The sequence below is a fragment of the Streptomyces sp. SUK 48 genome, assembly GCF_009650765.1.
Classification (GTDB): Bacteria; Actinomycetota; Actinomycetes; order Streptomycetales; family Streptomycetaceae; genus Streptomyces.
This window is the reverse complement of sequence record NZ_CP045740.1, coordinates 2,507,950-2,519,475: the sequence shown is the minus strand read 5'-3', so window position 1 is coordinate 2,519,475 and position 11,526 is coordinate 2,507,950. Positions and strand designations below refer to the sequence as shown.

The window sequence follows — 11,526 nt, the reverse complement described above, 5'->3', positions numbered from 1 at the left end:
GCGAGGTGCGGGAAAAGCGCCCGGGCCGCGCGAGGGGGGAATCGCTGATTGTCGTATCGTTCCTCCGGCAGTACACAAAACGGAGATCGAGTGAGGACAACGTGACGGCTGAGACCAACACGCGCCTTCTGGTCGAGATATTGACCGCACAGCGTGACGACTTCCTCGCTCAGTGGACGAGGACCATCGGCGACGACCTCCAGGGCCGGCTGAGCATGGCGGAACTGGGGTACGAGCTGGGGGAGTTGTACGAGGCCATCCTCAAGGCCCTCGCCATCGGCGGACTCGACGGCCGCGGGGACCACTTCGGCGAGGCGCGCAGCCTGCTGATCGAGCTCTCGCGCAGCCGGGCCCGCCAGGGCTTCACGCCCACCGAGACCGCGCGGAGCGTCTTCGCCCTCAAGGAGGTGCTGGAGCCCTCCCTCGCCGGTGAGACCGCGTCCGTCCAGGCGTACCTCCAGTTCGCCCGGCTGCTGGACGACCTCGGGCTGCTGACGACCGAGGCGTACGTCCGCACCCGGGAGGAGATCATCTCCTCGCAGGCGGAGCAGCTCCTGGAGCTGTCCACCCCGGTGGTCAAGCTGTGGGACGGGGTCGTCGGCGTCCCGCTGGTCGGCACGCTCGACTCGGCCCGCACCCAGGTCGTCATGGAGAAGCTGCTCCAGACCCTGGTCGACACCGACTCCACGCACGCCATCATCGACATCACCGGTGTGCCCACGGTGGACACCCAGGTCGCCCAGCACCTGCTGAAGACCGTCGTCGCCGCCCGCATGATGGGCGCGCGGTGCATCATCTCCGGCATCCGCCCGCAGATCGCCCAGACGATCGTGGCGCTCGGCATCGAGTTCGGCGACATCCCGACCAACTCCTCCCTGGCCGACGCGCTCCGCCAGGCGCTGAAGGAGATCGCCCTGGAGACCGAGGACGATCTGAAGGGTCTGCTGTGACCGACCGCGTTCCCGTCCTCAAGATCGGCGAGACCCTCCTGGTGTCCATCCAGACGGATCTGGAGGACCAGATGGTGATGGACCTCCAGGAGGACCTGTCCAACCGGATCGTGGACACGGGGGCCAAGGGTGTCGTCATCGACATCTCGGCCCTGGAGATCGTGGACTCGTTCGTGGGCCGCATGCTGGCCACCAACGCCTCCATCTCCCGGGTCCTCGGCGCCGAGACCATCGTCGTCGGCATGCGGCCCGCCGTCGCCATGACCCTCGTCGAGCTGGGGCTGTCCCTCAACGGAGTCCGTACCGCTCTCAACCTCGAGCGCGGTCTGAAGCTGCTGCGCCGCCTCGGCGCAGAACGCGCATGAGGGACTTCGGCGCCACGAACGTCGTGGCCGAGGCCATACCGGTCGCCAACAGCAGCGATGTCGTCTCCGCGCGGCAGACCGTGCGCACCCTCTCCCAGCGCAGCGGCATGTCGCTCGTGCACCAGACGAAGCTGGTCACCGCGGCCAGCGAGCTGGGCCGCAACATGCTGATCTACGGCGGCGGTGGCGTGGTGCGCGTGGCGGCCGTCACGGACGGGGGCCGCTCCGGGATCTTCGTGGAGTTCCGCGACCAGGGACCGGGCATCCCGGACATCGAGGTGGCGATGACCGACGGCTGGACCTCGGGCAACGGCATGGGACTCGGACTCAGCGGGGCCAAGCGGCTCGTGGACGAGTTCGACATCGAGACGGGGCCGTCGGGCACCACGGTGCGCATTGTGAAGTGGGGCAGGTGACCAGCACCTTCGTCGCCGAGGCCGGCGATGTCTGCTGGCTGCGCGCGGATGTCGCGCTGGCGGCCGCCGCACGTCATCAGGCCGCCCAGCTCGCCCGTGGCGTCCACCTCTCCCCTGAGCACACGGCCCGCCTCGAACTGTGCGTCACGGAGCTGGCGACCAATCTGCTCAAGCACGCCCACGACGGCGCGCTCGCCCTGCGGGTGGTGCGCGCCCGTGACCGCGCGGCCGTGGAGTGCCTCTCCCTCGACAACGGGCCCGGCATCGACGACGTCCCCCGGGCACTGCGCGACGGCACGTCCGCCACCGGCACCCTGGGCATCGGCCTGGGCGCCATCGGGCGGCTGGCCGACGAGTCCGGGGTGCACTCCCTGCGCGGGCGCGGCACGGTCGTCTACGCGCGCTTCTGGGCGGGCCCGGCCGACGGGGCGCGCCCGGAGCCGGTGGCGACCGGCGGGCTGACCCGCCCGATCACCGGCGAGCAGGTGTGCGGGGACTCCTGGGCCGTGCGCGCGGTCGGCGGCCACGGCCCGGGCGCCCTGACGCTGATGATGTGCGACGGGCTCGGCCACGGGCCGCTCGCGGCGCGGGCCGCCGACCGGGCCCGGGAGGCGTTCCGCGACAGCCGGCACATGGATCCGGCGGCCGTCCTCGGGGACGTGCACCTCGGCCTGCGCGGGACGCGCGGGGCGGCCGTGGCGATCGCCCTGGTCGACCTGGGGGAGGAGCGGGTACGGCTGAGCGGGGTCGGCAACATCAGCGCGCTGGTCGCCACCGAGGGCGGCCGCAGCGGGCTGCTGTCCGTGCCCGGGATCGCGGGCGCGCAACTGCCCCGCCTGCGGACCTTCGAGGCCGCGTTCCCGCCCGGGTCCGCCCTCGTCATGCACTCCGACGGCCTCAGCGACCGCTGGAAGCCGGCGGACCTCCCCGGTCTGTTCGGCCAGGACCCCTCGCTGGTCGCCGCGCAGATCCTCAACCAGGCCGCCGTACGCAGGGACGACGCCGGAATCGTGGTCGCCGTGCGTGGGCAGCGGCCATGACCCCGGGGCCGGCCGGCCACGAGGTGTTCACGATCGCCCTGCGGGAGGGGAGCGATGTGATCGCCCTGCGCCGGTCCACCCAGTCGGTGTGCCGGGCCGCCGGGCTGACCGGCAGCCCGCTGGTACGGATGACCACCGTCGTGAGCGAGGCCGGGGAGAGCCTGCTGGGTGCGCCCGGCCTCACCGCGCGGCTGTGCCTGGAGGGCTCCGGCACCGTCGTGCTGGCCGTACGCCTCGGCTGGCGGGGCGCCTCCCGGCCGCCGTCGCGCCTGCTGGACGCGGCCGGCCGCCTGCTGGACGACAGCGGGCTGCGGTCCGCGCCGGACGGCACCGGACAGGAACTCCTGCTCGCGCAGCGCACGCCCACACCCGCCGCGGCCCTCGGGGAGCTGGCCCTCGAACTGCGCGGCAGGCTCGCCGGCGACGACTCGCGGGCCGACCTGGTGGAGACCCTGCGCACCCAGAACCACCAGCTGCTGGCCGCCCTGGAGGAGTCCCAGCACCAGCAGGAGGAACTCCAGCGGCTGAACGCGGAGCTGGAGGAGACGAACGCCGGTGTCATGGCGCTGTACTCCGAGCTGACGAGCGAACTCCAGGCCACCAACAGCGGGGTGGTCGCGCTCTACGCCGAACTGGAGGACAAGACCCGGCAGCTCGAACTCGCCCACGCGTACAAGACCCGTTTCTGGGCCAACGTCAGCCATGAGCTGCGCTCCCCGGTGAACTCGGTCATCGCCCTGGCCCGGCTGCTGCTCGACTCCCGCGCGGAGCCGCTGACCGACGAGCAGCGCCAGCAGATCGCGCTCGTCCAGGCGTCGGGCAGCACCCTGCTCGCGCTCGTGGACGAACTGCTCGACGTCGCCAAGGCGGAGTCGGGCCGCCTCGAACCCCAGCCCGCCGCGACCGATCTGCGGGCGCTGCTGCACCAGTTGCGCGGCACGCTGCGGGGCACCACGCAGGCCGGCGTCGCGCTGCGCATCCCGGACCACATCCAGCGGGCGCCCCTGGTCACGGACGAGGTCATGCTGACCCGCATCCTGCGCAACGTGCTGTCGAACGCGCTGAAGTTCACCGTCGAGGGCTCGGTCCAGCTCGACATCACCGAGCAGGAGGACGAGCGCGGGCCGCGCCTCGTCCTCACGGTCCGCGACACCGGGGTCGGGATTCCGGCCGACGAACTCGACCGCGTCTTCGAGGAGTTCTACCAGGTACGGGGGCCGCACCAGCGCGGCCGGGCGGGCACCGGCCTCGGACTGCCCTACGCCCGCCGGCTGACCGAGCTGCTGAAGGGCACCCTGACGCTCGACAGCGAGGTGGGACAGGGCACCCGGGTCGTCATCGACATCCCGGCCCTCCTCCCGCCGCCGCGCGAGACGGCGCCCGTGGTGCGCTCCGTGCTGGTCGTCGACGACGACGAGGCGTGGCTGACCGGCTTCCGGGCCCTGCTGGCGGAACTCGCCGGGTCCGTCACCGTGCTCACCGACAGCGAAGCCGTCGTCGCCGCCGTCGAACACGAGCGGCCGGACGTCGTCGTACTCGACCTCAACATGCCCGGCGCGAGCGGCTACCAGGTGCGGCGGCGACTGGCCGACTGCCCGGCCACCGCCGAGGTGCCCGTGATCGTCGTCACCGCGCTGGAACCCGCCGACGTGGACCACGTACGCCTCGCCCCGGTCCGCGCCGTGCTGAACAAGTCCCGCCTCACCCCGGCGATCCTCGCCGCCAGTCTGGGGCAGGAGGAGTACACGGCGGCCGCCCGACGGCCGGCCGCCCGGTCTCCGCTGCCGTCCCCCGCCGAGGAACGTCGATGAACCACCAGCCCGACCCGGACCACGCCCCCGCGCACATCCTGGTGGTCGACGACCTCTCCACCAACCGGTACGTCCTGTCCACCACGCTGCGCCGCGGCGGGCACCACGTCACCGAGGCGGAGGACGCCACCCGCGCGCTCGAACTGCTCGACGGCCTCTGCCCCGGGCCGGAGATCGCCATCATCGACGTGGGACTGCCCGACATGACGGGTTTCGAGGTGTGCGAACGCATCAAGAGCAACCCCGCCACCGCGGCCCTGCCCGTCATCAACATCTCCGCCTCGGCCATCAGCGTGCACGACCGGGCCCAGGGGCTCTACCGCGGCGCCGACGCCTACCTCGTGGAGCCCGTCGCCCCCGACGAGCTGCTCGCGACGGTCACGGCGACCCTGCGCTACGCCCGCGCCCGCCGCCGCGCCGAACTCCTCGCGGACCGGCTGCACCTGCTCAACCGCACCACCCTGGCGATGTACAGCGCCGCCGACGCCCAGGAGCTGGCCAAGGTGACGGCCGAGGGCGCCGCCGCCGTCCTGCGCCGCGACGTGGCCGCACTCCTCACCACCCCGCAGGGCACCCCCCTGATCGCCCGCACCCGGCGCGAACGAGGAGCGGGGGCGCACACGACGACGACCGCCCTGCCCCACCGGCCGGGCGACGAGGACGCCGAGCTGCCCGACCTGGACCTGCTCCCGCTGCCGCCCGCGCTGGGGGAGCCCGCCCGGCGGCGCACCGTCATCGGCCGCACCCGGGCCGACCGGCCGCCCGTGGCGATCGTGGCGCCGGTGGACGCCGTCACCACCCAGGACGACGAGCAGCTGCTGACCCAGCTCACCCAGGCCAGCGCGCTCGCGCTGGAGGCGCTGCGCAGCTTCAGCGAGGAACACGCCCTCGCCCTCACCCTCCAGCGGAGCTTCCTGCCGGAGCGGCTGCCGGAGACCGCCCGGGCGGATCTGGCCGTGCGCTATCTGCCCGCCAGCGAACGCACCGAGATAGGCGGCGACTTCTACGAGGCGATCAGCACGCCCGACGGGCTGGTGGTGGCCGTCGGCGACGTGGCCGGGCACTCCCTCGACGCCGCCATGGTGATGGGCCAGGTCCGCCACGCGCTGCGCGCCTACGCCGTCGAGGGCCACTCACCCGAGGCGATCCTGGACCGCCTCGACCACCTGATCACGTCCGTGGCGCCGGGCGCGACCGTCACGCTCTGCGTCCTGCTGATCGAGTTCGACACCCACCTCGTCCATGTCGCGAACGCCGGCCATCTGCCGCCGCTGCTGCGAAGTCCGGACGGGACGACCCGCTATGTGCGCGAGCACGGCCCCCTGCTCGGCCTCGGACTGCCCCATCCGCCCGCCCGCCGGCTCACCCTGGCGCCCGGGACCCTGGTCGTCCTCGTCACCGACGGACTGATCGAGCGCCGGCACGAGGACCTGGAACGCTCCCTGGAACGCCTCGACGCGGTGGTCCGGGCGGCCCCCGCGGACCCGGAGGAGGCGTGTGCCCACCTCCTCCAGGGCCTGACCCCCGACGGCAGCGACGACGTGGCCCTGATGGCCGTGCGGCTGAACAGGCCGTGCACGCGGCGGGCGGACCGCGCGTCCTAGCGGGAGCGCAGCTCGTGCAGGACGTCGATGCGGTTCGTGGTGATCGAGTCGACGCCCAGGGCCATCAGCCGGCGCAGGGAGCGCCGGGTGTCCGGGGTCCACACCGAGACGAGCCGGCCGGCGCGGTGCACCTGGGCGATCAGGTCGTGGTCGACCAGGGAGAAGCGGTAGTTGAGCCAGCGGGGGTTGATCGCGGCCAGCAGCGCGGGGCGCGGCGGGGCCAGGGTGGTCCAGGTCAGCGCGATCTCCGCGGCCGGGTCCGCGGCGCGCACGGTGAGCATCGTCTCCGCGCCCGCGCTGTAGTACACCCGCTCCCCTGCCCCGCTCTGCCGGACCACGTCCAGGATCCGGTCCATCGTCCGCCGCGTCACCCGCCCGCACAGATCCACCATCACCCGGCTCTCCCCGGTCGCGGCGAGCGCCTCGGCCAGCGTCGGCACCCCGCCGCCGGTGAGCCCGCGCAGCTCCTCGGCGGACAGCGCGCTCAGCGGCCGGTCCACCTCCCACAGCCGCTTCGGCGTGTCGTCGTGCAGCAGCACGGGCACGCCGTCGCGGGTGAGCCGGACATCGAGCTCGACGGCGTCCGCGCCCCGGTCGAGACCGGAGCGCAGCGAGTCGAGGGTGTTCTCACGGAAGCGGTAGGGGTCGCCGCGGTGGGCCACGGCGGTCACGGTCTGCATGGCCTCCATTGTGGTGCGGATCGTGGTGTGCCTCAGCCGGCGAGCCGGCCGGCGGTGTACGTGTCGATCTCCGCCGCGAGCCGCGCCTTGCCCGCCGGGTCCAGGAAGGACGCCTCCACCGCGTTCTTCGCGAGGTCCGCGACGCCGCGCTCGTCCAGGTCGAGGAGGCGGGCGGCCACCGCGTACTCGTTGTTGAGGTCGGTGCCGAACATCGGCGGGTCGTCCGAGTTGACCGTGATCAGCACCCCGGCCTGCGCGAACTGCCGGATCGGGTGCTCGTCCAGGGTGCGCACCGCGCGGGTGGCGATGTTGGAGGTCGGGCAGACCTCCAGCGGGATGCGCCGCTCGGCGAGGTGCGCGAGCAGCGCCGGGTCCTGCGCGGAGCTGGTGCCGTGCCCGATGCGCTCGGCGCCCAGCTCGTTCAGCGCGTCCCACACCGACTGCGGGCCCGTGGTCTCGCCGGAGTGCGGCACCGAGCGCAGACCGGCCGCGATGGCCCGGTCGAAGAACGGCTTGAACTGCGGGCGGGGGACGCCGATCTCTGGCCCGCCGAGCCCGAACGACACCAGGCCCTCCGGCCGGAGCCGGTCGTCGGTGGCGAGCCGCACGGTCTCCTCCGCCGACTCCAGCCCGGCCTCCCCGGGGATGTCGAAGCACCAGCGCAGCACGGTGCCGAACTCGGCCTCCGCGCTCTTGCGGGCGTCCTCGATCGCCTCCATGAAGGCGCGCGCGTCGATGCCGCGCCGGGTGGAGGAGAACGGGGTGAGGGTCAGCTCGGCGTAGCGCACCTGCTGGCGGGCCAGGTCGCGGGCCACCTCGAAGGTGAGCAGCCGGACGTCCTCCGGGGTGCGGATCAGTTCCACCACCGACAGGTACACCTCGATGAAGTGCGCGAAGTCGGTGAAGGTGAAGTACTCGGCGAGGGCCTCGGGGTCGCTGGGGACCTTGGAGTCGCGGTGGCGCGCGGCCAGCTCCGAGACGATGCGGGGGGAGGCGGAGCCCACGTGGTGGACGTGCAGTTCGGCCTTGGGCAGTCCGGCGATGAAGGCGCGCAGGTCGCGGTCGGCGGGGCCGGCGGCGGGTACGGAACTGGCGGACAAGGGGTCCTCCCCAACAAACAGGGCGCCGACGGGCCCTTGCGGGCGCGGCGCGGGTGATCGGCTGATCGTCACGGGCCATCGTAGGCGGGGAGGGGCGGGGGACAGGGCTGGGGAGGGTGGGAGGGGCCGGCCGGGGAGGGTGGGAGCGGCCGGTCGGCGCGGGTGGAGGGGGCGGTCGGGGAGAGCGGGAGCGGGCGGCCGGTGCGCGCGGGAGCAGCCGGCCGGGGAGGGGGAGCGGCCGGTCGGGGCGGGCGGGACCGGCTGGTGGGGGCGGGTCGGGGAGGCCGTAGCATGGCGGGACGAACGACCGAGGGGGAAGTACGCGTGTCAGACGGAACGCAGTCGAGTGGGGCGGCCGGCGGCGGCCACGACCCGTGGGCGCCGCCCGAGCAGGGGCTGTCGCTGAACAAGGACCAGTCCGCCGCGCCGGGTGCGGGACAGCCCCCGGCGCAGCCGCCGTCGGTGCACGAGCAGGCCACCGTGACCGACCTGCCCACCGGCGGGTACGCCCAGCCCCACTTCGCCCCGCCCGCCCCGCAGGGCCAGCCCGCCCCGGGCTTCGGCGCGCCCACCCCGCCCGCGTTCGGCGCCCCCGGCACGGGTGAGCCGGTGCCGCCCCCGCCGATCGCACCCACCGGCCCCGGTGTGCCCCGGTGTCCGCGCCGCCCGCCGGCGGCTACGGCTACCCCGGCTACCCGGCCGGCGGCGGCTACGGCTGGACCGGCATGCCGATGACCCCGCAGAACGGCATGGGCACCGCGGCGATGGTGCTCGGCATCCTCTCGATCTGCCTGTTCTGCCTGTACGGCGTCGCCTCCGTGATCCTGGGCGTCCTCGCGGTGGTCTTCGGCGTCAAGGGACGGCGCCGGGCCGAGCGCGGCGAGGCGACGAACCACGGCCAGGCCCAGGCCGGTCTGATCATGGGCGTCATCGGGATCATCGTCGGCGTCGCCGTGATGGTGCTCCTCGCGATCGGCATCACCGCCGCGATCCACGAGAACCACTCCAACTCCGATCCGTACTACGACGGCTCCCTGCACTCCGTCTCGGCGCCGGCGACGGTGGCGGCCCGGGGCTGACCGCTCCGCTCCATGCCCGCGGACCGGGGAACCACCCGGTCCGGCGGGCATCGCCGTACCTGAGCCCCCGCCCGCCTACCCGCGGCCTACTCCCCGCCTGCCCCCGGCCTACTCCCCGGTCAGCTCCGCCCGGGCCTCCATCAGGGCGAAGCCCAGCAGGTTCAGCCCCCGCCAGCGCTCCGGGTCCCGGGCCGCCTCGTCGTCCGCCGTCAGGCCGATGCCCCAGACCCGGTCCACCGGGCTCGCCTCGACCAGCACCCGCTCGCCCGTGTTCCGCAGGAACGCGCGCAGCGCGGGGTCGGCCGCGAACTTGTGCACGCCGCCCTCGACCACGATCCGGAACCGCTCCCGCTCCCAGGTCTCCTCGTCGAAGCCGCGGACCAGCCGGCCCGCCTTCTTGGCCTGGGCGGGATGCTCTGCGGCGAGGACCGCGCGCTCCGCCCCGGCGTCCTGGAACAGCCGGGCCTTGGCGGCCATCATCCAGTGCTCCGCCGTCGCGTACCGCCTGCCGTCGACCACGAAGGGTGAGGGCCACCACTGGCTCAGACAGCTCGCGCCGATGCTCCCGTCCGGCCGCGGGCGGTGGCCCCAGAAGTGCAGATACTTGATCCGGGACCCCGCCCGGACCTCGCTGACCAGGGCCTGAAGCCCGTCGATCCTCCCCATGCACGCGAGTGTGGCACGCACCACTGACACTCCGTCCGGCTTTTCCTCGCCCGACTCGACACCTGGTCGACAGATTCCGTCGCGTAACCAAAAGGCAACAACGGAATCACTTGTTGGAGGCTTATAGCTCTGTCAGGATCGGCACTCAAATCGAGCTGGAGCTACGCCACCCACCCCCGGGACGGGGGTGATCGGCGGAGGAGAGCGACATGCACAACCCGGGCACCGCCAGCCAGGAACGATTTCCCGCAGCGGACCGTTTCGCGGAAGGCGCTCAGTTCATCGCCGGCCGTCTGACCAAGGGCACCTCCGGGCGCCGCCACGCCGTGGTCGACCCGGCCACCGGCGAGGAGGTGTACACCTACGACCTGGCCGGCACCGAGGACGTCGACGCGGCCGTCGCCGCCGCGCGCGAGGCGTTCCCGGGCTGGTCCTCGGCCACCCCGGGCGAGCGCTCGGACGCCCTGCACCGCTTCGCCGCCGTGCTCGCCGAGCGCGCCGAGGACTTCGCCCGCGCGGAGTCGCTCCAGTGCGGCAAGCCGCTCAAGCTCAGCCGCGAGTTCGACGTCCCCGGGACCGTCGACAACACCGCCTTCTTCGCGGGCGCCGCCCGGCACCTCCAGGGGCAGTCCGCCGGTGAGTACTCCGGCGACCACACGTCGTACGTCCGGCGCGAGCCCATCGGTGTCGTCGGGTCCATCGCGCCCTGGAACTACCCGCTCCAGATGGCCGCCTGGAAGGTGCTCCCGGCGATCGCCGCGGGCAACACCATCGTGCTCAAGCCCGCCGAGCTGACCCCCCTGACCTCGCTGCTCTTCGCCCAGGCCGCCACCGCCGCGGGCCTCCCGGACGGCGTGCTCAACATCGTCACCGGCACCGGCAGGGAGGCCGGCGAGCACCTGGTCGGGCATCCGGACGTCGCCATGACCTCCTTCACCGGCTCCACCGGCGTCGGCAAGCGCGTCGCCGAGGTCGCCACCGCCACCGTCAAGCGGCTCCACCTGGAGCTGGGCGGCAAGGCCCCGTTCGTCGTGTTCGACGACGCCGACCTGGACGCCGCCGTCAACGGGGCCGTGGCCGGCGCGCTCATCAACACCGGCCAGGACTGCACCGCCGCCACCCGCGCCTATGTGCAGCGCCCGCTGTACGAGGCGTTCGTGGAGCGCACCGCCGCCCTGATGGAGACCGTGCGGCTCGGCGACCCGTTCGCCCCCGGCACCGACCTCGGGCCGCTCATCTCGCACGCCCAGCGCGACCGCGTCGCCGGCTTCGTGGACCGCGCCCGTGGCTACGCCCGCGTGGTCACCGGCGGCGAGGCGCCCGGCGGCGACCTGGCCAAGGGCGCCTACTACCGGCCCACCCTCATCGCGGACGCCGCCCAGGACAGCGAGATCGTCCAGTCCGAGATCTTCGGGCCCGTCCTGGTCGTCCTGCCCTTCGACACCGACGACGAGGGCATCCGGCTCGCCAACGACACCCCGTACGGCCTCGCCGCCTCCGCCTGGAGCGGCAGCGTCTACCGGGCCAACCGCGCCACCCGCGACATCAAGGCGGGCTGCGTCTGGATCAACGATCACATCCCGATCCTCAGCGAGATGCCGCACGGAGGCTACAAAGCCTCGGGCTTCGGCAAGGACATGTCGGTGTACTCCTTCGAGGAGTACACGCAGGTCAAGCACGTAATGTTCGACAACACGGCGGTGGTCCGCAAGGACTGGCACCGCACGATCTTCGGGGACCGGTAGAGCGACCCCCGGCCGCGGGTCCCCCCCCCGCCCGCGGTCCGCTCCGCCGGGTTCGACGCCCGCCCCCTCC

9 protein-coding genes and 2 pseudogenes are annotated in these 11,526 nt (G+C 73.4%); 8 read left to right on the top strand and 3 right to left on the bottom strand.

The window, feature by feature from the left end; all coding sequences use genetic code 11:
• Positions 1 to 101 precede the first annotated feature (101 nt).
• Genes GHR20_RS10440 through GHR20_RS10415 form a run of 6 tightly spaced genes read left to right on the top strand, consistent with a single transcriptional unit; the run spans position 102 to position 6,186 of the window.
• Positions 102 to 950: an STAS domain-containing protein gene (locus GHR20_RS10440; RefSeq protein ID WP_153813022.1), complete on the top strand. Its 849-nt coding sequence runs from the start codon at positions 102 to 104 to the stop codon at positions 948 to 950.
• Entirely contained in the window at positions 947 to 1,315 is a 369-nt protein-coding gene (locus GHR20_RS10435) for an STAS domain-containing protein (RefSeq protein ID WP_111585614.1), read from the top strand. Before GHR20_RS10440 ends, GHR20_RS10435 begins: the two co-directional genes overlap by 4 nt.
• A complete protein-coding gene (locus GHR20_RS10430; protein WP_148025226.1) occupies positions 1,312 to 1,731 on the top strand; it encodes an anti-sigma regulatory factor in 420 nt (139 codons plus the stop codon). Before GHR20_RS10435 ends, GHR20_RS10430 begins: the two co-directional genes overlap by 4 nt.
• On the top strand, positions 1,728 to 2,771 hold the full coding sequence (locus tag GHR20_RS10425; protein ID WP_343336000.1) for an ATP-binding protein: 1,044 nt from the start codon (positions 1,728 to 1,730) through the stop codon (positions 2,769 to 2,771). Before GHR20_RS10430 ends, GHR20_RS10425 begins: the two co-directional genes overlap by 4 nt.
• Positions 2,768 to 4,582: an ATP-binding protein gene (locus tag GHR20_RS10420; protein ID WP_153813020.1), complete on the top strand. Its 1,815-nt coding sequence runs from the start codon at positions 2,768 to 2,770 to the stop codon at positions 4,580 to 4,582. The genes GHR20_RS10425 and GHR20_RS10420 overlap by 4 nt, the downstream gene beginning before the upstream one ends.
• Positions 4,579 to 6,186: a fused response regulator/phosphatase gene (locus GHR20_RS10415; protein WP_153813019.1), complete on the top strand. Its 1,608-nt coding sequence runs from the start codon at positions 4,579 to 4,581 to the stop codon at positions 6,184 to 6,186. The genes GHR20_RS10420 and GHR20_RS10415 overlap by 4 nt, the downstream gene beginning before the upstream one ends.
• Here the strand turns inward: GHR20_RS10415 and GHR20_RS10410 are convergent.
• Positions 6,183 to 6,866: a glycerophosphodiester phosphodiesterase gene (locus GHR20_RS10410; RefSeq protein ID WP_153813018.1), complete on the bottom strand. Its 684-nt coding sequence runs from the start codon at positions 6,864 to 6,866 to the stop codon at positions 6,183 to 6,185. The genes GHR20_RS10415 and GHR20_RS10410 overlap by 4 nt on opposite strands.
• Before the next feature lie 32 nt (positions 6,867 to 6,898).
• Positions 6,899 to 8,045: pseudogene (locus GHR20_RS10405) on the bottom strand (adenosine deaminase).
• A 212-nt stretch (positions 8,046 to 8,257) separates the two neighbouring features.
• Here GHR20_RS10405 and GHR20_RS10400 point away from each other — a divergent pair.
• Positions 8,258 to 9,045: pseudogene (locus GHR20_RS10400) on the top strand (DUF4190 domain-containing protein).
• A 108-nt stretch (positions 9,046 to 9,153) separates the two neighbouring features.
• On the opposite strand, the gene GHR20_RS10395 reads toward GHR20_RS10400, so the two are convergent.
• Positions 9,154 to 9,711, bottom strand: a complete 558-nt coding sequence (locus GHR20_RS10395; protein ID WP_153813016.1) for an NADAR family protein — start codon at positions 9,709 to 9,711, stop codon at positions 9,154 to 9,156.
• Positions 9,712 to 9,920: 209 nt separating this feature from the next.
• Between GHR20_RS10395 and GHR20_RS10390 the strand changes: the two genes are divergently transcribed.
• Positions 9,921 to 11,456, top strand: a complete 1,536-nt coding sequence (locus tag GHR20_RS10390; RefSeq protein WP_153813015.1) for a gamma-aminobutyraldehyde dehydrogenase — start codon at positions 9,921 to 9,923, stop codon at positions 11,454 to 11,456.
• Positions 11,457 to 11,526: the final 70 nt, after the last annotated feature.

What these genes read in the sequence shown, in the direction of transcription:
- GHR20_RS10430 (WP_148025226.1), top strand. Translation starts at nt 1,312, where the DNA reads ATGAGGGACTTCGGCGCCACGAACGTCGTGGCCGAGGCCATACCGGTC.
- GHR20_RS10420 (WP_153813020.1), top strand. Translation starts at nt 2,768, where the DNA reads ATGACCCCGGGGCCGGCCGGCCACGAGGTGTTCACGATCGCCCTGCGG.
- GHR20_RS10415 (WP_153813019.1), top strand. Translation starts at nt 4,579, where the DNA reads ATGAACCACCAGCCCGACCCGGACCACGCCCCCGCGCACATCCTGGTG.
- GHR20_RS10410 (WP_153813018.1), bottom strand. Translation starts at nt 6,866, where the DNA reads ATGCAGACCGTGACCGCCGTGGCCCACCGCGGCGACCCCTACCGCTTC.
- GHR20_RS10395 (WP_153813016.1), bottom strand. Translation starts at nt 9,711, where the DNA reads ATGGGGAGGATCGACGGGCTTCAGGCCCTGGTCAGCGAGGTCCGGGCG.
- GHR20_RS10390 (WP_153813015.1), top strand. Translation starts at nt 9,921, where the DNA reads ATGCACAACCCGGGCACCGCCAGCCAGGAACGATTTCCCGCAGCGGAC.